This window comes from Chryseobacterium vaccae (assembly GCF_009602705.1).
GTDB lineage: Bacteria > Bacteroidota > Bacteroidia > Flavobacteriales > Weeksellaceae > Chryseobacterium > Chryseobacterium vaccae.
Genome location: NZ_VSWH01000001.1, coordinates 1,632,400 through 1,657,510 on the forward strand (window position 1 = coordinate 1,632,400; position 25,111 = coordinate 1,657,510).

Sequence of the window (25,111 nt, forward strand, 5' to 3'; positions counted from 1 at the left end):
ATTTAATATTTTTCATTAATATTTGAATTATTTTGCATGGATATAAAATCAGCATAAAATAACATTAAAGTTTCTAAAAAGATATACTTCACCGTACCTCAAACTGCTTTTTACAATATCGTTTATCATCATTCCTGGCAGGATTATTATTGAAATACAGGTATTTCCCACCGTTAAAATCACTATTCCAGTTCCTCTATTAGTCTTTCAAAAAAAGAACTTTCATTCCTACGATTACCGTTTTACAAATAAGCATATTTGATTTTCAGGTAATTAAACTAAATGGTATAGTTTGTTTTTAGTTAAGCTTTACCTCAATTAATTATTCTCGAAATAATTTATACAAACACTCTCAAAAAATATTCGATCTTATTTTATACCGAAGCCCCTTATCATTCGGTTCTTTTCGAAGATAAAATCAATATTGTGGTGTATTGTAATACCCAAAAAGACAGGCCAGCCTATGAAGCGTTAAAATCGCAACATTTTTGTGCGAACCAATACCAATCTGGGGTATTTCATGCATATCTTAGGATACTCTTTACGGAAGACATTTTTGGAGCAAAAAGATTGAATCCTAACGGATACCAAAGCTGATATCAATGCTGTTAGAAATGCCAGTACATATAGAAACACAAAAATAAAGTTTTTCCAAAGCCTAAGATTGGGTGTTGGATAATCCCGAAAAGATTCCCTATGTTTCTTTATATAAGACATACTCATTTATATCATATGGAACCTATAAATCAGGAGATTATTTTCAAAACGAATTTAACCAGCTACTACCATTTCTCAGAAAAAATATTTTGCAATGAATAAAGTGCACTACTTCTTAGTATTAATAATTAATAATTAATAATTATTAATTGATAGCTAATATTTTCAAAAAAAGTATTAACTAATATTTCATAGAATATTAATAACCAATTAATTAAAATAAGCAAAGTGTTAACTGATTATAATACAAGAAATAATATTATATCTGTTTTGTTTAATATAAAACACTATATGCATAAAATTTACTTATCTCCGGTTACAATTATTATATCGTTTACAGCATTATTTTACCTGTTCTGCTCCTGTAATACATCCGGACAAGATGGCAATGATTATCTTTATAAGTTCAATGATGAGGTTTCTGCTGTTAAAAATCAGCCTGAAAAAGTAAAAGCATTAGAAAAAAGAGAGTTGGAGAAATACAGAAAAAGCGGTAACCGCCTTTATCTGATCAGCAGTAAATACAGCCATCTTTTTATTAATTTTGGAATTTTTCCTAATGCAGGTGAAATCCCGTACATTTATGAACTTATGTGTCTGAATGACGACCAATATGCCTATATAACGATTGTCTGTAACTTTAACCTGGCCTATCAATTTGAAAATATCTCTCCGGAGCAGTCCATGCAATTTCTGAATAAAGCTATAGAAGCTGATGAAAAGACAGGCAAAATGTTATTATTACCTCACCTGTACCATCTAAAGGGAAAATTATATTTCAATGAAAAAAACTATAGTAAAGCTTTGATTTATTTTAATAAGGCTATGGAAGGTTATATCAGAAGAGGAAGAAAAGATGATACTGTGTATGTAGCCTCTATGTACAATAACATAAGTATGGTCTATCAAAAGGTGAACAATATAGAATTGGGTATCAAAAATGCACAGAAAGGCATTGATATTTTAAGGAAAAAGAAAAATCTTAATCAGGAAGAAGAATATTATATTCACTATTTCAGTGGTAATCTTGCTACTTATTTTATAGAGCAACAGGATTATTTAAAGGCAGAAAAATTATTAGCAGCAGAATTAGAGTTTTGTAAAGATCGAGAAGTTTATTATAAGGATGCTATTGCTTCTTCACGGCGTTTGATTGATATTTATACCATTACCGGAGAAAAACAGAAGCATAATGCCGTTATTAATTTCCTGATCAATCTGGAACCTAAAATAAAATCCATCCATTATAAAATAGCCACCAATGAGATTCTTCAGAGTTATTATCTGAAAATGGATGATCTTCAAAACTTAAAAATGGTTTCAAAAAGGATGGAATCTCTACAGCGTGAGCAGAATTCAATTTCTGAAAAGAAACTGCACAAGGTTTCTGATGCATTATATCAATATGTATTAAAAAAAATATACGAGGAATATGATCATAAAATGGATGACAACAAAAAGAGAAACTGGTTTCTTCTGGTCCTTGCATTATTTATCGTTTTATTCTTAATTTGGTTAATCTGGTATACTAAAAAGAAAAATAAAACAGAAAAAGAACTTCTGGAACAACAAAAGCTTCTACTGGAAGACAATAAAAAATTACTGGAAAAGGATGTACAGCTGCAAAAAGAAAAAAATAAAAATCTCCACTTAAGTCTTAATCTGAAAATTGAAACCGAAAAAGCTCTTCTTGAGAATCTGAAAAAGATAAGAAGAACAAAAAAAACCGATGTAGAAGAGAGTTTGAAGGAATTACAGTTCAAAATCAACAACCTGATCCAGATTGATAATAAAAACTATGATTTTATGAATGAAAGTTCGTTGGAAAACAAGCTCTTTACGGAAAAACTTTCTCATCAATTTCCTTGTCTTACAGAACAGGAACTTAATTTATGTGTTTATTTCAAGCTCAATCTTTCATCCAAAGAAGTTTCTTTGCTTGAAGGAATTACTTCGGGAAGTGTAAGGGTATACAAAACCAAAATCAAATCAAAAATTGGATTAGGAAAAGAACAAAAATTGGACGATTTTCTCAATACAATCTAAATTAAAAGCCTGCTACCCTTCTAAAATGTAATCCCCCCCTCTTCAAGTGGCTGCATTTAATGTTGTATTATTGGCTATTAAGATTCTTTCCAGGTCAGGGAAGGATCTGTTCTTTCATGTTCATAATAATATTTTACTGCTTTTAAAGCCAAATCGAGAGCTACATTGATGTTTGAAGAAAATGGCCCGAATTGGTCACCTATAACAATATCTTTATAATCTTTGTTATCTTGTTCTTTTATATTTGTTAAATCAAAAAACTCTCCACTACCACAGTAGGTGATAGAATATACTCATCGTATCCACCACCGATCAATAAATATCCAATGGAACTATCCATTAATACTTGTGTAAGCTCTTTTTGATTTAGTTTTAAAATGCGATTTTCAACTTGATATAGCTATTATTTTAAAAATTGCAGCAGTTCTACAACTTAGAAATAAAATACTGTAAATCAAATATTTAAATAAACAATTTTCATCATTTCCAGATCTGTAAAGCTGCCCCATTGTCATTCAACCAATGAGGAAGAATGTCTGAGGTTAAATTTCCAGATTATATACATTGAATTTCTATTTTTTATATAGCCAGGCTAATATTTTTTTCCCGGATATGCCCTTTGTAATTCATATATATTAAGTAATCCCTTTTGCTGCAGTAAATATAACTTTCATCTTCAGACAAAGCCAATAACACTTCTTCTTTTTTGACTTTAATATTGTCTTTTATTCAATCACTTTTAAACTAATTTAAATACAACTGAATAAGGCAGAACAAAACGCACAGATTCTACATAACTAACTAAAAATCAAACACACTTATTTGTAAAAACGTTTATTGGCATCTTGTTATTATTCAAAAATTTACATCTGAAAATTTCGGAAATCGTCCCATATGTTCTTTGCTAAAGAATATGAATTATCTTAATTATGCGCCTGAGAAATAATATGCTTGATAGCAAATCTGCAGCAAAAAAACGGAACAGAAATATTAAACACCCTGCACTAGCTTCCGTAAAACGTCTATGATTTGAATTTTTAATACGTTATTCCGGCATAAGTATTTTTACACCTGCTTTTTATGTTCTAAAGTTTCTAAATCATAAAAAATACCCAAAATATTCTCTCAATCAGATTGACGATAGCACCATCAGAAATAGATATAAAAATACAGGAAAAATGAACTTTAAAAACATTCATATAGGATCCCTGATCAGTCAGAGAGTAGCAGAATGTGGAATAGAAATTTCCCGTATCTGTAACTTTATGAAGCTTGAAGAAAAAGAAATAAAAAAAATGTATCAGGAAAAAATCCTTGATACCAAAGTCCTTCTGAAATGGAGCAAACTTCTGGAGCATGATTTTTTCAGGATCTACTCCCAGCATCTTATTCTGTATGCTCCTCCCCCACATCCGCAGGTTCTAAAAGTGGAATCACAGCTGCCGCAATTCCGGAAAAATATATACACCAAAGAGATTATAGATTTCATTCTTGCACAGATTCAATCTGAAGAGATGAGCCGGAATCAGGTCATAGAACAATATAAAATACCCAAAACAACACTCTATAAATGGATGGCAAGAAACAAAAAACAGAAGTAAAAACAATAAAAAAACGATTCTAAAAAACAAATAATGAAAAAACAAAAACTACTTTTTATCCTGTTGCTCTTTCTGGGTAATGTGATACTTTACGCACAGTGTAGTATCAATGCAGGAGGGAATGCCACGATATGCGGTACATCCTATACCCTACAGGGAAGTTCATCCGGCAGTACAAACGGGACACCAGTCTGGACACTGGTATCTAAACCTTCCGGAGCACCGGACCCGGTTATAAGCAACATTAATTCCCTGACCCCCAATGTTACGGGAATGACTTATCCAGGCAATTATGTATTTCAGGTGGCACAGAGCTGTAACCCTTCCGGAACAGTAACCTCACAGGTAACCATTACAGCACCTGGAGATACCTCTACCTTTACCGCAGGCCCGGATATTACGGGCATACCTGCAACCACAGGAGTAGCTGCACTCAATGCTACCATCCCGGCAGGATATACCGCATCATGGACATATTATAACATTTTCAGTTTTGAATCTAATGGAACTATTGCTACAACTAATGCCACGATGAGCAACACCACAACAGCAAGTCCTACATTAACGCTTACCAATAAAGCGGATCATACAACAGATCCTGCTTACCGTGCTGTACTGAGGATCACCTCCGTTAATAACCCGAGTTGTTGGTATGAGGATGATGCAATCGTTAGGTTCATCCCGAATCCCAATATGACATTTCCTGCCACTTCTAGTCAATGTGTAACACCTGGTACTAGCGGTGCTTCATTTTATTATGATGCTAATTCAACTTCACCAAAATTTTCAACATCTACGACTAATTCATCGGGAAATTCTTCTTTCGGGACAACCGTTACCATGACTGTGGTAAGCCAGCCGGCTGGGGGGAATATTCAGTATTCCCGTATAGAGAACGGAAGACTTTACTTTTCAGGAATTACGACTACAGGTGCTTATACATTCGATCTTACTATTTCGAATACCTTAGGCAGCTATACCAAAAGACTTACTTATAACTTTAATGGTACCCAGCCTGGCTTTTTAGATTTTATAGATCCGGCATATCCCAATCAGATGGAGATTTTCAGTAATGTAGGTAGTGCAGGATCATTATATTGTAATATGGTGGGTTCTACAGCACCTATTACTTTTTACTTTCAGATTAATTCAGCAGACCCTCCTACTACCATAACTTCAATAGCACCTTCCGGCGTAATCCCTTCAGGAGGAACACTATCTATAGTAGAAACTGGTGCAGGAACTATGAATAGAAGCGTAACCCTTACACCACCGTCTGGAGGATGGAGGGCAGGAACCTACAGATTTAACATTAATGTTGTTGGTGCTGGAGGTTGTAGCAGAACACCTTATTATTATGTTCATATATCAGATAATACCCGTCCTGCCGTTAATGTCGACAACATTACGGTATGTTATCCGGGATCTGGGGTGGTATCGGCAACAGTACCATTACCTACAAGATATCAGACAACAACAGCAAATCCAAGTTATTTTCAGGATTTTGCAGGAAGATATGATTTCACTCTGGTTTCAGGTCCTGCAGGGGCAGCTGCTCCTACTTATGAGGCTACTACCGCAAGATCATTTACCAGCGCATCTACACAAATCAACAATCTCAATAAACCAGGAGAATATGTTTTCAGAATAAAGGCTGCCGGCAGTAGTGGTTCTCAGGGGTTTATAAATGCAGAATACCTATGTGCAGGAACCTCATCCGAGGATACATTCTCCATATTTGTATCTGCGCAGGTAGGTTCTAATGCAGGATCTGCCCAGACTTTGGTTGGAACTACCCAGACTACTTTCAATGGGAACAATCCGGGAGTTGCCACAGGTGCATGGACATTGTTATCCAAGCCTGCGGGTGCTACCGATCCTGTAATTGTAACACCATCAGCTTACAACACCAATGTTACAGGATTCAATACTCCGGGGGTATATACCTTCCGATGGACCGTTACCACAGGTACTTGTATAAGTACAAGTGATTTGACGGTTAATGTGGTGGCTCCGTCTCCCGGAGGTATAGCGGCAGCTGTATGGTACAAGGCAGATGCAGGTGTATATTCTGATGCAGGTACAACCGCAGCAGCAGATAATACTGCTGTTCAGCAATGGAATGATCAGATGGGAACAGGCCGTAACCTTTTACAGACTACCGCTGCACAAAAGCCGGCTTTCTCTAACCAAAGCACACTGGCTAACTTCAACCCTACCGTAACTTTTAATGCCGATTTTATGGCTGCTGATCCGGGAAGCGGAAATGAAATTATAACCCGTACCCAGGGAAGCATCTATATTGCCGGTAAAATGAATACTGTTGGAGCCTCAAAAACCTCTTTTGCAGGTTTTGACCAGACCATGAATTATCCGGGATTGAGTACTTCCAATACTAATCCAAGTGATAAGCTGATGTTTTACAGTGGAGGTACTTACAATTCGATATCTACCAATTTGTTTGTTACCCAAAAGCCTTTCGTTGCAGGTTCTTCATGGCTGAACGGAGGTGGTACACCTAATACCAATGTATTAGCGAAAGTATGGTTAGACGGTAACGAAAATATCTACAACAATACATCCTCGAATGTTAATACCGGTAATGGGTTACGCATTTTCAGGGTAGGTGGTGATACTGACTGGGGAAGCCTTGACGGGCAGTTGAATGAAACGATTGTATTTGCCAATCCTCTTTCCGCTTCAGAAAAAGCCCGTGTAGATTCTTATTTATCCGTTAAATGGGGATCAACATTGACAGGAGATTATGTAAGCTCCGATAATACTGTGGTGTGGACTACTTCCCCTATCTATCAGAATAATATTCTGGGTATTGCAAGGGATAATATTTCTGTTTTATACCAGAAACAATCGCGAAGTGAAAATATCGACCAGAAGCTGATCATAGGCGCAGGAAGTTCATTAGCAAATACCAATGCGGCAAACACCAATACCCTTACAGATAGACAATTCCTTCTTGCCGGTGATAACGGACTGGAGCAAAAGCTTAAAATACCTCTGTCTTATACAACTGGTTCCAACGGTGTTGCCAACACCCGTTTCGAATCTATCTGGAAAGTACAGAATACCAATTCGGTAGGTACGGTAACGGTTGCATGGCCTAAAGATGTTAGCAATCTCTACTTGGTACAATCTACCGATGCAGTTTTTGACGGTACCGATACCTTTACCCCAATGGTAACAGAAGTTACCGTAAACGGTGTAGTGTACAATACAACCAATGTAACTTTAGCAAACGGACAATATTTTACTTTTGCAGGCTTTGTACCGAACTATTGTGTTAACGGCTGTAATCCAAACACCTTTGTAAATAGTTCAGACCCTAATACCATAGAATACGACAATATAGTATCTATCTTTCATTCTACGATAGTAAAAGAAGGTGATGGAAGCTTTAAAACATGGGGAGCTATGGCTGCCCCTAACGGAACTTCACACTTGTTAGTCCCAACACCAATAACCTCCGCAAATGGTTTTAATTATACAGGAACACCGCTGAAAGCAACCGGAGGTATGAATGTAGTAGCTGGTTTACCGGAACAACATGCTTTATTAACTACCGATGGGCTATATGTGTGGGGAGCAGCTAATATATTAATAAGTTCTTCCATTAAAAGTACCACAGCTTTTGGTAAAATTACAGTTAATGGCAAAGCAGACGGTCTGCCTGCTGGTGTAATGCCTACCGATGTAAAAATGATGTTTGGATCTTACGGAACGTTAGCTATTGTAACCTGCAGTGGTGAGGCTTGGGTATTGTCTATGAATGGTGCTAAAAATGGGGATGGTACAGCACAGAATGCAGTCAACAATGTGATCTGGCACCGTGTAAAAACATCGGCGATCGATAATCTTAACAACGTTGTAGCCATGCGAGGTACAACAAATGCTTTGTTTGCTTTAACTTCCGAAGGAAAACTCTATACTTGGGGTACAGGTACGTATATTAATAACGGAGCTGCCGCCAACAGAACATATGCTACGGAAGTATCTGCCCCAGCAGGAATTACTCCTAAGATGATTGGGATGACAGGTGGTTCATACTATCTGCTGGCTGACAATGGAAAACTCTATACCATGGGAAATAATGCCTACAAACAATTAGGAGATGGTACCACTACAACCAAAACGACTTGGGTACAGCCGCTAAAAGTAACCAATCAGAATGGACAGGGTACGGGGCTATTAGAGAATATTGTATGGATCTCACCTAGCGAACATGCTGAAGATGCTGGTGGTCAACTTAGTGCTATTAATGTATTGACTAATAATAATAAACTATGGGCTTGGGGATCTAATAGTGGTTATATGATCGGAGGAGCCGTAGAGTCCGCCACCTATGATCCTATCTATATGCCGGGTGTAAGTGCCGCCTCCAATGGAATGAAAGTGACAGATGAAATTATTGCCGTAGAAACAAGTGGACATACCACTATGAATATTAAAAAGGGTACCGACACGTTTGGTTACGTAGGACACAGAGTCTATGGCAGTATGGGTGATGGCAGTTCTGCTGATCAAATGATCTCTACCTATAGTTATACTACCGCTATTTTGATGGTATGTGCTGTAAACTCCTCATCCTACTGCTACAAGCCAGGTATTACAGCCGGTACCGCATTAGAAACCAAAGCAGGTATCACCTCTCTTGGCAGAGCCGGAGCAGATACAGATAACTGGCCAATGGTAAGAAAAGGAGGATGGATGGCTTTAGAATCTAAAACCAAAGCTTTTGTACCGAACAGGGTCGCTTTTGATGCATCAGGAAATCCTGTGGGTATTACAGCTGCCAACTTTGTAGAAGGTATGATGGTATATGATACTACCAACAAATGCATGAAGATATACACCTTAAAAGAAGGAGGCGCTTCTATGGCCTGGCATTGCATCTCCACACAAGCATGCCCAGATGGTAGTTCCGGAGGTGGTGGCAGTACGTTATCACTGAATTGCTCATCAGCAGTATTCAGCCCTGCAACAGCTACACAGGGCACGATGTACAATGGTACCCTTACCGTACCTTATACAGGTGGAAACGGGAGCAGTTATACAGCACAAAGCTTCACACAAAACGGATTGACATTTACCCGCCCTGCCGGTAATTTTGCTACAGGTAGCGGAAATATTGTGTACAACGTTACAGGTACTCCGGCAACGGCAGGTTCAATATCTGTAAGTATCAGTATAGGAGGACAAAGCTGTAATGGGCTTAGTCTTACTGTAAACCCGTATGTGGGAGGTCCGGGTACATTAGCACTTAGCTGTTCATCAGCTATATTCAGTCCTTCAACGGCTACACAGGGTACAACATACAGTGGTACACTTATGGTACCTTACACTGGAGGAAATGGAAGCAGCTATGGAGCACAAAGCTTTATACAAAACGGATTGACCTTTACACTTCCTGCAGGTACTTTTACCACAGGCAGCGGAAACATTGTATACAACATTGCAGGTACTCCGGCAACAGCAGGTGTAACTTCTGTAAACATCAGCATAGCAGGACAAAGCTGTAGCGGGCTTAATCTTAGTGTAACCCCGGCCGGAGGAGGTATTTTACCATCTACCATCACTCTTCTACAGGATAGAAAGTCCTGGATAGCGTCAGTTTACGATACGGATTATATTCCTTATACAGCACCTACGGCGCCGGCAAGCTACAACCGCCCGGTAGCAGCGGACGGTATTAATGAATCCAAAACAGCAGACTATCAGGGTTCTATTACGACTACAGGCTTCACGGTGCAAATTCCTGTAGCGAATGTAACAGGCAGCGGAAATATAGCCGCATGGACGACTACAGCAGTAATACCGGCAGCTTATACAGAAGACGGACAATCCAGAATTTTAGAATTATCCTGGGCTGCACAGTCTTATACCACAGCTACCAAATTTATTACGGCTACCATCAAATCTTTGGGTGGAGATATGCTTGCCAAGAAACTGGACATTAATGCAGGTATCGGAAATGATTACATGGGGGTATTGCTAGGCATGTTCCAGTATCCTTACAATAATGCAGGAACACTTACAGGGTATGAAGTACGTGATATTCCGGGAATACCAGACAGAATGTTTGGGCTGGCAGATAATAATGGCAGCACAACCAGCCATCTGATGCTTTATCTGCCGGTTCAGGGAGAAGACGGAAATATCTGGCTGAACAATAATCTGGGCGCCGATTATACCAATCTGATGAACACAAACTTTAATCTGACGCAGCAGGCTACAACTGATCAGGATTATCTTGCCTATGGATCTTTGTTCCAATGGGGAAGAAAGGGAGATGGGCATGAGCTCACCAACTGGAACAGTGGTACTGGAGGATTAGCGGCAACAGCCGTATATCTGGGTGCAACAACGGGTCCCCTTACAGAACCACTAACAACCCCTAATTATATAGCATCACCTGGAGGAACAAACTCGGACTGGAGAAGCCCTGCTTATGATACCACTCGATGGTTGGGAATGTCCGGGGTCAACAATCCTTGTCCTCAGGGGTTCAGAGTTCCAACTCAGGCAGATCAGAATAGTCTGGCTAATGCAGTGAATGCTAAACCTCTACCAACCAATGCAGTTGAAAGATCGGCTTTACGATTACCTCGTCCGGGTTATAAGAGTGGCAGGATTAATTATACCAATACAGGGGCCTTTGGATATTACTATAATTCATATTCAGGTACTGCAGGTACTTTAGGATACCTTTCAACCGTATATGGAAGTGGTAATACTATAGGACAAGGAACTAGTTCTATTGGTCTTACAAGTGCAGCATCGGTTCGCTGTATAAAAAACTGATAAAGGAGTTTAGATTCATCCTTTAGCAGATATAATCTTTAAAACAGATCTAACAGGTTTCAAAAAGCCTTATCAAAGTTCAACATCTTGATAAGGCTGAAAACCTGTCAGACTAAAAAAATATAATCCAGATAATGGCGTACTGCAGGATTTTATATTTGCTTTCCGCTTGGAAAGTTTCTTTTATTAATGAAAGCAGAAACAAATCCATAACACCAACTGATCTCAACAGGATACTAAAGAGGCTTGTCAGATGTTTTTTGGAGTCCTTTGGTCAGAAAATTCAGGTAACTCAGTAGACGATATTCTTCATCAAACAGCAGAATAATGAAGTCATTCCATTAAAAAAATACCTTTTAGCTTATTGTAATGAAGTTCGTAAGAAAAATCAAATTTTAAAAACAATTATCATGGCTTAACCCCCATTCAATAAAGGGAAGTTAATCAGAATTCATGATGATAATCAATATAATATCGAAAATAGAAAAGTGTGCTCGGATCCTATAAAAATTGATATTAAAAATTATAAATCAGCCGAGGAATTAGTTATTTTAGTCTCCTGACTTTGAGTCAATAGCGACAAAAAATCACCGTAGTTTCATTAATTTTATTATATATCTTTGCAATGAAAATACTGCAAAATGAAAAAGAAAATTGTGCTTATCCAAGATGATAAAGATGTTCTTGAAGTTATGGATGAAATCTTGGAAGATGAGGGTTTTGATGTTATACCTTCATTGACAACCGAACCAATCAAAAGAATTGACAAAATCGATCCTGACTTGGTTATAGTAGATGATAACATAAAAGGCAGCAAAAAGGGATCAAAAGTAATTAAAGGATTAAAGGATGATCCTCAAACCGAAGATTTATCTGCTGTTTTAACCTCTACATCTTATGATTTGCCCAAAACGGCCGAAGCATGTAAGGCTGATGACTTTATTGAAAAACCGTTTGATATTGATCATATGATTAATGTAGTTAAAAAAAATTCTTGAGAAAAATGAATACAGAATTTTATTATAGGTTATCTTAACTATATATTATTTAAAATATCGAAAAGTTTTCCGGATTTATCTGGGTTTACTTTAGAGTTAATCCTTGCTTTAAAAACCCTTACACTTCCCTCTGTTATGTCTTCAAGAACTGAAATCTCCTTTGAACTTAAATTAAGTTTGAAATAAACGCACAGCTTAAGCTCTTTAGTACTAAGTAACGGAAACTTCTTTGAGAGATTAGTTGTAATAGCCACGACTTTATCTGACAGTTAGGGGTTAAAAATAATTGTCAGTTATCCAATATTATCCTTACTTCCAAAAGTAAGGATTTTTTGTTCCTCTGCAAGAGTTTCCAATAATTTCTCTTTTGCAATAGTTTTACTATCTAGAAACGTCTGCATCGGTGTTTTACCGTAACAATGTTTTCCTGTATGCGTTCTTTCATTGTTGTAATACGACAACCAGCTGTTCAGGTCTAATTGCAGTTCTTCAATACTTCTGTAAATTTTCTTTCTGAAAGCTATGGCATAAAACTCGTCCTGTATCGTCCTGTGAAAACGTTCACAAATACCATTGGTCTGAGGGCTTTTAGCCTTGGTCTTCGTATGATCGATATCTTCAATGGCCAAATAGAGCTGGTATTCATGCTGTTCTCTTATTCCACAGTATTCCGTTCCTCGGTCTGTTAAAATTCTGAGTAAACGAAGTTCCTGCTGCTCAAAGAAAGGGACTACCTGATCATTAAGCATGTCAGCAGCAATAAGAGCATTTTTACGGTCATATAGCTTTGCAAATACTACCTTTGAATATGTATCAATAAAAGTTTGTTGATAAATATGTCCAACTCCTTTGATATTGCCTACGTAATAAGTGTCTTGAGCTCCTAAATATCCAGGATGATGAGTTTCAATTTCTCCATGAGCTTTTTTCTCTTCCTTAGCCCTTTCTAGTGCTGAAAGTTGAGATTCAGTAAGGACTACACCATCTTGAGCAGATTTGGCTTCTAGGGCTTTCAATCTTAGTTTAAACGTATGTAGATCGTGTCTTAACCAAATACTTCTGACTCCACCTGGTGATACAATGAAACCTTTCTTTTTAAGTTCATTACTTACTCTAAGCTGCCCCAAAGCAGGGTTTTCAATAGCTATATCAACAACAGCTTTTTCAATGACTTCATCTACACGATTCTTTAATACTGGCTTTCTTCTGGAGATTTCCTGTAATGCTAATTCACCTCCTTGCTCATACAATTCTTTAAATCTATAAAAACTGTCTCGGGAATAGCCCATCACCTTACAGGCTTTGGATACGTTTCCTAAATGTTGTGCTAATTCAAGTACGCCTAACTTGTTTTTGATAATCTTTTGTTGTGTTGTCATAATACTTAATCTGTTTTAAAGTTATTTAATTTGATTATAACTGTCAGATTAAGTATTGACTAATTCAGATTAGTCATGAATAAATTATTTTCAAAAGAGCTTTCACCAATGAAATCATAATTTTTCTTATCTATACGAATTAAATTATTGATCTGAATGTATAAATCTTTCAATATTTCTTCAGTTTCAATATTTTTTGACATTCTTGTTCTTTTAAGATTGTATAAAAAAGCTTTTTCTGTTTCTATTTTTAGATTAAGATTAAGACGCATATTTTTATTTCTTTCTCTCTGAAGTAACAAATCTTGTTCAAGTATCTCCTTTTGATTTTTAATATGTTCCTTTTCCGCTCTATTCTTATTTTTTATACTTCTAAAAAATAGAATCAATACGATTAAGATCAGAAGTGATAAAATTAAAAAAAATCTATTTTTTCTTTCCTGATCATGTATCTTGAAATTATACTTTTGATTGATGTCCTGTACCATATAATTATTTAGTACATCAGCAGTTTTACCAGCATCCCTACTTCTCTTCAGATCATAACTATTATTCAAATCAAACAATTTTGCAGAAATTATTTTTAAATTTCTGAAGTCATTGGTTTCGGCATAATATTGTTGAATTATACTATTAGCTCTGATTCTATTTGGGTAAGAATTTACTTTGGATTCGACATTTAGCAAGAAATTAATAACTTTTTCTTTTTTATGATGCTGTTTTGTAGTCCCAAATAAACTGAATAGCTGTTCTAAAATAGTAATGGAGTTTCTGTAAAATTCTTCTTTGTCTTTAAAAAATTCGAATGCATTACATAAAAATGTTTCAGCATTACTGTAATCTTTGAGTGAATAATAATAAGCTCCTGCATTTGCAATCATAAGATTCATCAGAAACCTTTCTTCATTAGTTAGAATAGCTTTATTTTTTAGAATATTAATACCTATTAGCGTTTGCTGAATTGCCTTCCCTTGTTTTCCTAATTTATTGAAAGTCATCCCAAAATTATTATACATTGAAGCAATATAAAGGAGGTCATCTTTATTTAGATTTTGTAAAGATTTATTAAAATAATAAATGGCGGAAGAATATTTTTTAGCATTATAAAACCATCTTCCCTTTGCATGATAAAGATGAGGCAAAAAATATTTTTTGCCATATCTTTCATCAATTTTTATAGCATCATCAAGGAATTTTAATCCAAATTCCGGAGAGTTTTGCTCAAATTGAAGAGCCAAAGCAAAATTACAGGAAATAGAGATATACTCACTTTTGCTATCATTAAGTTTCAATAATTCATAAATTAAAGGAACTTGCTTGATGTTATTGTCTTCTCCTATGTATAAAAAGCGTTCCAAATATTTACTGCTCATTAAATATTTGAGATCGTTAGACTTCTTATATTTTTTCAGCTCTCTGTCATATAATAATCGGATTTTTTTGGGATCAGAAACTATTGGTTTTATTTCTTCTTCGGTCAATTTATAAAAATACTCATTCGTATTATCATTCTGGCATGATAAGATGATGAAGAATGTGAATATGATAAAAATTCTACTCATGAGCAATATTTATTACGTCAAATTAAGAACAAAAAGGATTTACAAAATAGAATTTTCAAATGCAAGATCTATTATTAACAAATAAAAATTATAATTAACTAAAAGCCAATATTTTAAATTAATAAAATTAACATATTTCACTAAGAAATCTCTTTTTTGTTAGCAATTGTTAACAACAATTTTAGCATTGATAAAATTATCATGATATAAATTCGCTGCCAGATCTCACACTAAGGATCGAAAAAAAAACCAAGTATTTATGAAAAATTTATTCGGATTACATTTGTTATCCCTCCCTCTTCGCTGTGATAAGGCACAGCAATATATCCACAGAATACAAATAACAGACAGGAGATCTAACAGCCCACCTATCTATACTGGAATACCAATTCTTCCAGATACTAATAATCGGCCTATAGAAAATACCCCTTCTTATTGTTTAGTCCGGGCTTTCCAGCACCATTTCCAGAGTAAACCACACAGTCTCTTGGAGCACTTCACCATTTACTTAAGCATTAGGAAAATATTTGTACATCTAAGACACATCCGAATTGCATATATCCGGAAGCCAAAAGCTATTATTTAAGATGCTCAGAACCATTACTCTTCCTTGTATATATCATACAAACAAAGTGTAGGAGGTTAAGATTTTTTTCAAAAAAACACAAATTTATCCTGTTCAAAAAAACTGAACAACAGATCATTATAAACTTACTTGATAAAACAATTAATGATGAAAAATTTTATTTTAGCAACCAGTTGCCTCATATTAAGCAGCAATATTTTCGGTCAGGTTGGTATTAATACCTCAACCCCTGATATCTCCTCCATTTTAGAAATCAGGAGCACTAATAAAGGCATAAAAATCCCGAAAGTACAACTTACCTCTGTCACGGTGAAAGCCCCGGTTGCCCAGGTGGCGGACGGATTAATAATTTTTAATACCGCAGAAAACCTAACGGCAGTTCCAATACTTCATAAAGGTCTGCATGTTTGGAGCGAAGCATCGCAGAGATGGGAATATCTTATTTCAAAGACCAAATTGACAGAAATTACTGATGGGTTCGGAATTGAATTAGCTCAGGTTGCTTCAAATCAAACTACACCGCAAGCTTTTACGGCTACATTATCAGAACTTACATTCTCTTCCACTCTTCTTAACTATATGTCCGCATTTACTACGGGTACAGACAGTTACTATACTGCCCCGGTAAAAGGAAGATATTATGCCAAATGCGGAATGGTGATCAATGCGTCAACATCAGCACAAATCCAGATCCGGGTTTACAATGCTTCCGGTACCGAAGATACCGGAAAAAGGCAAACTTTTGTTATGACCAGAGATAATATCGTAGGCGGACTTACAGTCAATGGCACAGTGTATTTAGAACTGAATGCAAATGAACAAATACGATGTTGGGGAAGCTCTACCGGGAATGCCAGCAGTACTTCAAAATATTTTTATCTCACAAAATCTTAAAATATAAACTTATTCAATGATCAGGGGGCTGCTCATTCGAATTTCCACAGAAAATCAGACATCATAGAATAACAATTCTAAACATCTAAAAACATAAAAAATGAAAAACATATTAATCTTTCTGATAACAACATTAATGACGAATGTCAAAGGGCAGGTCATTATTGGCAGCAGCAGTTCATCCGGTTCCGCCGTGTTGGAGGTGGTATCTGCCAACAAAGGAATGCTGATACCAAGACTGGATATTCCTGATTTTGACAATCCGAATCCCGTTACCAATCCCGCAGATATGCTGATAGCAATGAATACCAATACCAGCTCCGGAACCGGGCTGGTTTATTGGGATGCTTCCGCTCCCAAGCAGTCAAATCCTTCCCTTACAGGGAGATGGGAACTGCTTTACGAGCTGAGTACAATAATTAAAGATATCAGTACAAACGCAAGACGAGTTTATTTAGTCAGCCTTCAGACTTCCACAGCGGCTTTCAATCCAAATGTAGAGGTACAGACCCTTATGCAAAGCAATACAGTACTCCAGGGCAGTATCAGCGGTAATATTTATACTGTTCCCGAAACTGGTATATATGAGATCAATGCCAGGGTAAGTACATTTCAGGGAACAACATCTAGTGATGGATATCTGGAAGGCCGGATAAAGGTAAACGGTACTGTTGTAAAGGTAGGTCGGGCAAATAAAAATTCAGGCGCTCCAAATTCGTCAGCAGAGATGGTTCACAGGCTTTCTCTTATCGCCGGTGACCAGGTTTCGTACTATTTCTTTCAATCTATACCTACCGGTACGGGAACTACTCAGAATAGAAGGGCCTCACAGATTTCCGTAACAAGGCTGGACCCTTTATAAAGCAACACAATATAGATACATTCATAGATCATGAAAAACTTAAAATATAATTTAGCCATCATCACATTCCTGTGTTTTACTTTATTATCAAACGCACAGGTAGCCATAACGCTTTCAAATATTCCCGACCCAACACCGCATGCTTCAGCTGTTCTGGATATGGATTTTCCAGTCAATACAAACAATGGGATTCTGTTGCCTAAAATTCCGCTGAAAAACACTACTGATAAAGATATCATTACCAATCCTGCCAATTATCTTCTTGTTTACAGCAACCCTAATCCGGCACTTAATAGCCCTTCCAAAGGACTCGCTTACTGGGACCCCGGCGCTCCCGTTCAGCCGCAATGGTCTACCGTGGCTAATATAACGAATGTGTCTGAGAGCTTAGGCATCAAGGGAGTAATAAAAACTTTAGCTTATGCCAGGCAAAATACCCCGGAGACTACTTTACATATCACAGGTACTAGTGGCGGCTATAAAATTAAATTTGAAACGGAATATCTGGATATTATGAATGCATTTAACCTTTCAACACATGAGTATACGATTTCCTCCCCCGGAGTCTATTCTGTAAAGTGTTTGATCAATATAACAGTTGGCCAGGCAGCCGCATCAGCACAGGCATTTGTTATCCGAAATGGTGCTGTGATGTCTTCGGGATCTCTTGTTCAAACCACAGGAGCAGGTACAAGCTGGCCGCTTTCCATAAGCTCATATCTTAATCTGGCAGCGGGAGATAAAATGGCCTGTGGAGCAGGCTATGGATCATATGGCGCAAGTACATTTAAAGTAAATAACGCAGTTTTAGTTATTTCCCAATAAAAAAGTAACAGCTTAAAAATTTTGTTTTTGTTAACCTTTAATTTTCCTAATCAATTTTTACATTATGAGAAACCTTTTCCGATTTATTTTTTTTGGTATTTCACCGGCATTGTTTAAAAGCATAGTCATATTCTTTATGCTTTCACTGACCGGTCTCGTATATGCGCAATGCCCAACCCAGGTAGAAAAAATAACCCCTACGACCAACTTCTATGATTTCAATGGAGCCACTGCGGCTGCAAATATGCCTATTACAAGCATACCTGCTACAACGGGCTGGACAGGCTCCTATACCATGAGCAATAACGATGGTACACCTTTTACAGGCAGTCCCGATCCGGCCACGGTCAACCAGGTGTTTGCCGGCAACGATTATACACTTTTTAACCAGCAGATGGTTAACGGACATCTTGACCAATTCGCAACGCACCCTATTACCAATGCAAATCCTTTAGGCACAGGTGCTAAAGTGACGCTTGTAGTCTGGGTAGTTGACTCTGGCACACCCGGTTATAATATGGATTTTTATATACGTTACGGTAATTCAGCTACTCCGGCTGGTAATCCTATATATGGAACAATAAGCTCTGCAATCAACACAAATGCCAATGCAACGGTAACAGCCAGTAATGGAGCCACATTATTATCGCCCGCAACTATTGCAGTGGGAGGCTACCGAACCATTACCATCCAACTGCCTCCAGGCATTCCCAATAACGGAAACATTATGTTGCACTATGCTCCTGCCTCATTTGCTAATCCTGCCAATGGAACAGCAGATGATATCAGGGTTCAAAGCGTAAGCTTCCTGGCATGTCCGGACTTAGATAGCGATGATGACGGAATTTTAGATACAGCCGAAGGGTATTGTCAAAATTCATTGTTTGATATTGGATGGACCAGCAACACTCCTCCAGGAACACTGACACAGGACATATATTGGCCCACTGCTCCTGCAGGTAGCAGTATTCCCGGGCGTGATACCAGTATAGCAGCTACTGCCGACAGCTTTGTCTGGGGATCAGGGATTAGTCACACGCAAGATGGTACCAGATGGCAATTAAGTGGGGTAAATCAAAGCTCTTTGGCCAATGCCAAAGCCAACAATGATTATATACAATACTCGTTTACTACACCTGCAGCCTTAGCAGGATATCATGAAATTAGCAAATTCGGTTGGGCGTCTACTCCAAATATCAATGAGTATTGGGTTGGAGCTGAAGTTTCTACCAATGCCTTTACTACACCGGGGACATTGTTGCTGGAAAACTTCATAATTCCTGTTACGGGCAGCTATACCTATTTATCGGCAACCTCTTTGGTTAATAAGGTCCACCTGTTGCCCAATACCACGTATACATTCAGGATATACGTATATGGGGCATCCGCCGCCGGTACTCCTGTAAGATATGATGACTTCCAGATCGGAACCTGCCAATCTTTAGACACCGATAGCGACGGCATACCAGACTTTCAGGATCTGGATTCTGACGGGGATGGATGCCCTGACGCCATAGAGGGAGATGAAACTGTTCAGGCAGGACAGCTCAATCCTAACGGCAGCATTAATACCACTGCCAGCGGAGGCATCAATGGAAATGGTGTTCCTAATCTTGTCAACTCAGGAGGAACAGCAGATATCGGCGGAGATGTAGGACAGGATGTGGGAGTCTCCACAAGCACTTTAGTAAATTATTGTACAGATACTGATCATGATGGAATTCCTGACATCGAAGACATTGATAAAGATAACGATGGGATTTCAGATACTGACGAAGGGTATTGTCAAAATTCACTGTTTGATGCCGGATGGTTCAGCAACACTCCTGCTGGAACACTGGTTCAGGACAGGTATTGGCCTACGGCACCTACAGGCACAAACATGACCGGGCGTGATACCAATATAGCAGCATCTGCCGGTAATATGGTTTGGGGTTCCGGAATAACCCGTGCCCTAGACCCGAACACTTCTAACAGATGGATTTTAAGCAGTATCAATGAAAGTTCATTAGCCAATGCCCGAAGCAATAATGATTATGTGCAATACTCTTTTACGACGCCTACCACGTTAACAGGATACCACGAGATCAGTAAATTTGGCTGGTCCTCTGCATTAAATGGCAATGCATACAGAGTTGGAGTTGAAATTTCTGCTAATGCCTTTTCCACAGCGGGAACATTGTTGTTGGAAAATTTTACAATACCAGCCTCAACACCTTATTTATATCTCATCGGCTCTCCGCTAAATAATAAAATTCATCTGCTACCCAATACAACATATACATTAAGGGTTTACATATATGGATTAGCCACCAGCAATCTAGAGGCAAGGTATGACGACTTCCAGTTCGGAACCTGCCAATCCCTTGACACCGATGGTGACGGCACCCCTGATTTTCTGGATCTGGATTCTGACGGAGACGGCTGCCCTGACGCTATAGAAGGAGATGAAAATGTATTAAACGAACATCTGAATACGGACGGAAGCATCAACACTACAGCTAATGGAGGTGTGAATGGGAATGGTGTCCCTAATCTGGTAAATAATGGAGGTATTGCTGATACTGGCGGAGATGTAGGACAGGGAACCGGAGGTTCTGTAAATGCTTTAGTAAATAGCTGTTTTTGTTATAAGAATGCGGTGATTTCAGGCACATCGCTGGATACCACTCTAGGAATTACTTCATTAGGCAGAGCAGGTATAAACAATGGCAATTGGCCTATGGCCAGAAAGGGAGGATGGATTGCGTTGGAAGCAAAAACTAAAGGTTTTGTACCTAACAGATTAACAACAGTACAAAAGAATTCATTAATACCCGTGGAAGGAATGATGGTTTACGATACTAATCTGGACTGCTTAAGTATTTATGACGGCCTGGGATGGAAATGTTTCAACGTTCAGACATGTCCTTAATTTATATAAAAAGATAATTTAATATTAAAAAGAAGATGAAAACTATATTATTCGCAACAGCGGGCTTACTGTCTTCCTTTGTGCAGGCACAAATAGCAATAGGCAAGACATCAGTATCCAATACATCCGTTTCTTTAGAGTTTGCAGCAGAAAATAAAGGGATGATATTGCCATGGGTTACCAATACTGCATCAGTAACAGGAGCAGTAAACGGAACCTTAGTTTATGATCTTACTGATAAAAAAGTGAAGGTGAAATATGCCTCAGGATGGAAAGACTTATCTGTAGACACTACAGGAAGTACAATAGATCCAATAACAAATATTGATGCAGCCATCATCCAGAATTCTGCGAATGAAAACACTTCGGCAAAGACAAGCATAGGAACCGTAAATACAACCTCCGGAATACTGGTACTTGAAGACACCAATAAATCAATGATATTACCCAAAGTAGCCAGTCCGCATCTTAATATCATCAATCCCGCGCCCGGCCTGATTGTGTATGACACCACTGCAAAACTTCTGGCAGTTTTCAACGGGAAGGTATGGAGCTTCTGGAAACCATAAAATATTTTTTACAGTGAAATTTTGATTCACAGTTCCCTTCAGCCATACAAAATGTTTTGATCTTTATCATTTCCCAGTTTTGGCTGAAGGTTAGCTGTTAACTTTCTCTGATAAAATTTAAAAAATCCTTTTAAGATCTTTATAATCAATGCAGAATTCAATTTTAGTTTCAAAATTTTTCACAAAAACAATAAGTTGTATTTCATGAAAAACTTTCAACATATCAATATTGGTGCTCTACTTAAACAAAGAGCACAAGAATTAAATATCAGCGAACAACGTATCTGTAATTTTCTTAAATGCAAGGAACAAGAAATTGCAAAAATGTATCAATCGGAACATATGGAAACAGGTTTATTACTTAGATGGAGCAAACTTTTGGAATACGATTTTTTCAGGATTTATTCACAACATCTGATATTATTTGCTCCCCCTTCAAATAGACAGAAATCAAATAATAAATCTACCATGCCACAATTTAAAAAAAGCATTTATACCATAGAGATCATACAATTTTGTATGGAACTTATCAACACAGGTCAAAAAACAAAACAGCAAATTATAGAAGAATATAATATTCCTAAAACCACATTATATCGATGGATAAATAAGTACGATAAGTAGATTCAATCAAAAGTATTAAATAATAATATTGCATGTCACGCATAACATTTAAATATATGAAGTATTCCAGCACACCGAATTACAAGAAAATCTATGAAGATATTTTGGTTTTTAAATTCCCTAACAAGAAAGAAGATTGCAAAGCTATTCTTTCTAAAAATAATATTTCAGTGATAAATATAATTCGTTTAAATGAGATTATATTTGGAACAGAAAATTTATTAAATACTGTTCAGAACCAGCGGTTCAGGTCTTATGACAAATCTATCATATTTGAAATGCTGGAGTATCAGAAAAAGAATAATTTAAATAACACTGAGCTTGCTAATCATTTTAAACTAAGTAGAAATACTGTAACCAAATGGAAAAAAATGTTTATTATTTAACCTCAGTCCGAGATAAGAATATCTGATGGATGCAGGTTTGAAGAAGGAAGAAGGAAGAGCGAAGTTTTGAAAGTCATTAAGAACAAATATTGATCTGTTTTTATTTAATTTAATTTTCTGGTAGCTCTCAATACGTATAACTAAAAGTAACTTCCAGCCTCCTTCTTCCATCTTCCAACCTTTTAACTCCTTACCCCCAACTCCAGGTTATTTAAAAGAGTATTTTTAAAGTAAATGGTAGTAATAGAGATATAATAATTAAGTCGAATGTCCGCAATCTAACCGATGATCTTGGATGAAGAGGTATGATAGAAGATGTGGATGAAAAGAGCACATAAGAAACAGCCACGGGCTTGGTTATTAAACACATTTATAATCAGTGAATTATACTTAAATTTCTAAAACTCTTTGAATAGAAATTTTGGGGATATTCCCTGAGCCATTTCTTACAAATCTTTAAGTTTCATTACGCCGTGGTTCCGCAAATTGTGCAGGATACAAAATTACCATTTACCACTCTGCAGTTCAATGCCCTTTTAATGCCAATATAGTTTTCATCATTATATGTATTTTTGTTACTATAGAGCCTTAGTTAATTGATATTTTCTTGGTTATAATTTCCCCTTGGTTTGTTATTATTGATTGCTGGAAGTGCTTGGTATTATATTGTAAATAGAAAACGTATATATAAAGAAAGATATATTCCGTTAATTGACAAACTTAAAAATGTTAGTTTTGTATGCGGGATTTGGAATTGAATCCGAAGCCTTTTAAGAAGAGGAATAAAGGAAAAAAATATCATAAAAATGACTGATGTACTTGAAAAGTATCTATCCTCAATAGGAGGACTATCAACTGAGGAAATCAATTTTTCTGTACAGTTCTTTAAACCAATTCACTTAAAAAAAGGTGATTTTTTTATTCGTGAGGATGACTTCTGCCGTCATATTGGATTTATTGCTAATGGTGCTGTAAAAGCATACGCTATAGATCAGGATGGAAAGGAAAATATAACCTGCTTTAAGTTTGAAAATGAATTTGTCACCTCATTTATGGAGTTTGTAAGGCAGGAAAAATCAAGAAGGAGTATCAAAACTATAGAGGATAGTGTCATCTATAGCATAAGCTATGCAGATTATCAGCACCTGCTTAGTGAGGTTAACTCTTGGAATGAGGTTATAAAGTCAGTGATGGAGCATGAGTATAAGCAAAAGGAAAATTATATGTTGAATTATAATAATAGGTCGGCTGTAGATAAATACCGTCATATGCTGTCTATTGAGCCCATGCTCGTTCAGCGCATAACTACGCAGGATCTGGCTTCATATCTGGGGATCACACAACGATCTCTTACACGAGTGAAAGGACATATAAACAGACCCAACGTATTATAGGACAAATGTCCATATTCAGTTCTGATCAGTGATGTAGCTTTGTACAAAAAAATGTTACATCAAATAGCTACTGAAGTATTCCATATTCCGCTCATGCCAAGAAACAGTATCAACTGTTTTATTATCGAAGGTGTTTTGGTAGACTCTGGAATAAGGAGTTCATATGCGACTATAAAGAAAGTACTTCAGGAAATCAACGTTTATCAACATGTACTCACACATGCACATGCAGACCACCAAGGGTGCAGCGATCAGGTATGTGCTGAATTTGAGATACCTTTACTCTGCCACCCCAACGAAGTTTTCAGAACCGAAACGGGGATGGTAACCATGGACTATCCAACTCCGCAACATTGGATCGCAAAACTTCAACAAAGGTACTGGGCAGGCCAAGGACATAAAGTTGGAGGGACAATCGTTGAAAACGATAAAATCGGAGACTTTCGGGTAATAGAAACTCCCGGACATTCCGCAGGTCACATATCTTTATTCCGTGAGCAGGATGGTGTACTGATAATGGGAGATACAGCGGTAAATATGAACCTAATCACAACAGCAGTCGGCTTACGGCTTCCACCAAATATGTTCACATCGGATCAGAAGCTTAATATCAAATCGCTCCAGAAGTTAGCACAGCTGAACCCCGCTATGATTTGCTTCGGGCACGGACCGGTGCTTCGAAATAAGGATCGGAAGTTTGAGCAATTTGTGGCTCAATGCAGTGCTGCTATTTAAAGATATATTGTATTTAATCCTGTAAAGAATTCTGCCGGACCTGCCAGAACTCACTGTTTATGTTATAATAGAGTTGGTTTTTAAGAGCAGAAAATGAATTCTAGCTATAATACAACTTTAAAAGCTTTAAATTGGCAGAAAGAAGAATGAGAACAGCAATATTATTATTTTGCTATTCTCATTCTTATACAAAATCGAATCCG

Annotated in this window: 14 protein-coding genes; 12 read left to right on the top strand and 2 right to left on the bottom strand. The window is 37.2% G+C overall.

Translation table 11 applies throughout. The features are described 5' to 3' along the window. The first annotated feature begins 1,008 nt into the window (after positions 1-1,008). From FW768_RS07325 to FW768_RS07340, 4 genes are all read left to right on the top strand, one after another. On the top strand, positions 1,009-2,763 hold the full coding sequence (locus FW768_RS07325; protein ID WP_153394153.1) for a tetratricopeptide repeat protein: 1,755 nt from the start codon (positions 1,009-1,011) through the stop codon (positions 2,761-2,763). A 1,178-nt stretch (positions 2,764-3,941) separates the two neighbouring features. Next, on the top strand, positions 3,942-4,364 hold the full coding sequence (locus tag FW768_RS07330) for a transposase (RefSeq protein WP_153394155.1): 423 nt from the start codon (positions 3,942-3,944) through the stop codon (positions 4,362-4,364). A 33-nt stretch (positions 4,365-4,397) separates the two neighbouring features. After that, entirely contained in the window at positions 4,398-11,180 is a 6,783-nt protein-coding gene (locus tag FW768_RS07335; RefSeq protein WP_153394157.1) for a hypothetical protein, read from the top strand. Between the two features lie 641 nt (positions 11,181-11,821). Next, positions 11,822-12,178: a response regulator gene (locus tag FW768_RS07340; protein ID WP_153394159.1), complete on the top strand. Its 357-nt coding sequence runs from the start codon at positions 11,822-11,824 to the stop codon at positions 12,176-12,178. A 293-nt stretch (positions 12,179-12,471) separates the two neighbouring features. On the opposite strand, the gene FW768_RS07345 is transcribed toward FW768_RS07340, so the two are convergent. After that, positions 12,472-13,557: an IS481 family transposase gene (locus FW768_RS07345; protein ID WP_153391442.1), complete on the bottom strand. Its 1,086-nt coding sequence runs from the start codon at positions 13,555-13,557 to the stop codon at positions 12,472-12,474. A gap of 59 nt (positions 13,558-13,616) precedes the next feature. Beyond that, on the bottom strand, positions 13,617-15,038 hold the full coding sequence (locus tag FW768_RS07350; protein WP_153394161.1) for a tetratricopeptide repeat protein: 1,422 nt from the start codon (positions 15,036-15,038) through the stop codon (positions 13,617-13,619). A gap of 814 nt (positions 15,039-15,852) precedes the next feature. Here FW768_RS07350 and FW768_RS07355 point away from each other — a divergent pair. The 8 genes from FW768_RS07355 (at position 15,853) to FW768_RS07390 (ending at position 24,908) form a co-directional block, all read left to right on the top strand. Further along, entirely contained in the window at positions 15,853-16,599 is a 747-nt protein-coding gene (locus FW768_RS07355) for a hypothetical protein (protein ID WP_153394162.1), read from the top strand. Between the two features lie 100 nt (positions 16,600-16,699). Beyond that, a complete protein-coding gene (locus FW768_RS07360) occupies positions 16,700-17,461 on the top strand; it encodes a hypothetical protein (RefSeq protein ID WP_153394164.1) in 762 nt (253 codons plus the stop codon). A gap of 30 nt (positions 17,462-17,491) precedes the next feature. Further along, on the top strand, positions 17,492-18,286 hold the full coding sequence (locus FW768_RS07365) for a hypothetical protein (RefSeq protein ID WP_153394166.1): 795 nt from the start codon (positions 17,492-17,494) through the stop codon (positions 18,284-18,286). A 136-nt stretch (positions 18,287-18,422) separates the two neighbouring features. Continuing rightward, positions 18,423-21,200 carry a hypothetical protein gene (locus tag FW768_RS07370; protein WP_153394168.1) on the top strand — a complete coding sequence of 926 codons (2,778 nt, stop codon included), beginning with the start codon at positions 18,423-18,425 and terminating at the stop codon, positions 21,198-21,200. 35 nt (positions 21,201-21,235) lie between these two features. Then, positions 21,236-21,769, top strand: coding sequence for a hypothetical protein (locus FW768_RS07375; protein WP_153394170.1), 534 nt, complete (start codon positions 21,236-21,238; stop codon positions 21,767-21,769). A 204-nt stretch (positions 21,770-21,973) separates the two neighbouring features. Then, the gene (locus FW768_RS07380) at positions 21,974-22,393 is read left to right on the top strand and encodes a transposase (protein WP_153394172.1); all 420 of its coding nucleotides are present in this window, start codon (positions 21,974-21,976) and stop codon (positions 22,391-22,393) included. A gap of 1,192 nt (positions 22,394-23,585) precedes the next feature. Continuing rightward, positions 23,586-24,173 (top strand): Crp/Fnr family transcriptional regulator, encoded by a 588-nt coding sequence (locus tag FW768_RS07385; protein WP_153394173.1) that lies wholly within the window; start codon positions 23,586-23,588, stop codon positions 24,171-24,173. Between the two features lie 51 nt (positions 24,174-24,224). Next, entirely contained in the window at positions 24,225-24,908 is a 684-nt protein-coding gene (locus FW768_RS07390) for an MBL fold metallo-hydrolase (RefSeq protein ID WP_153394175.1), read from the top strand. Positions 24,909-25,111 lie beyond the last annotated feature (203 nt).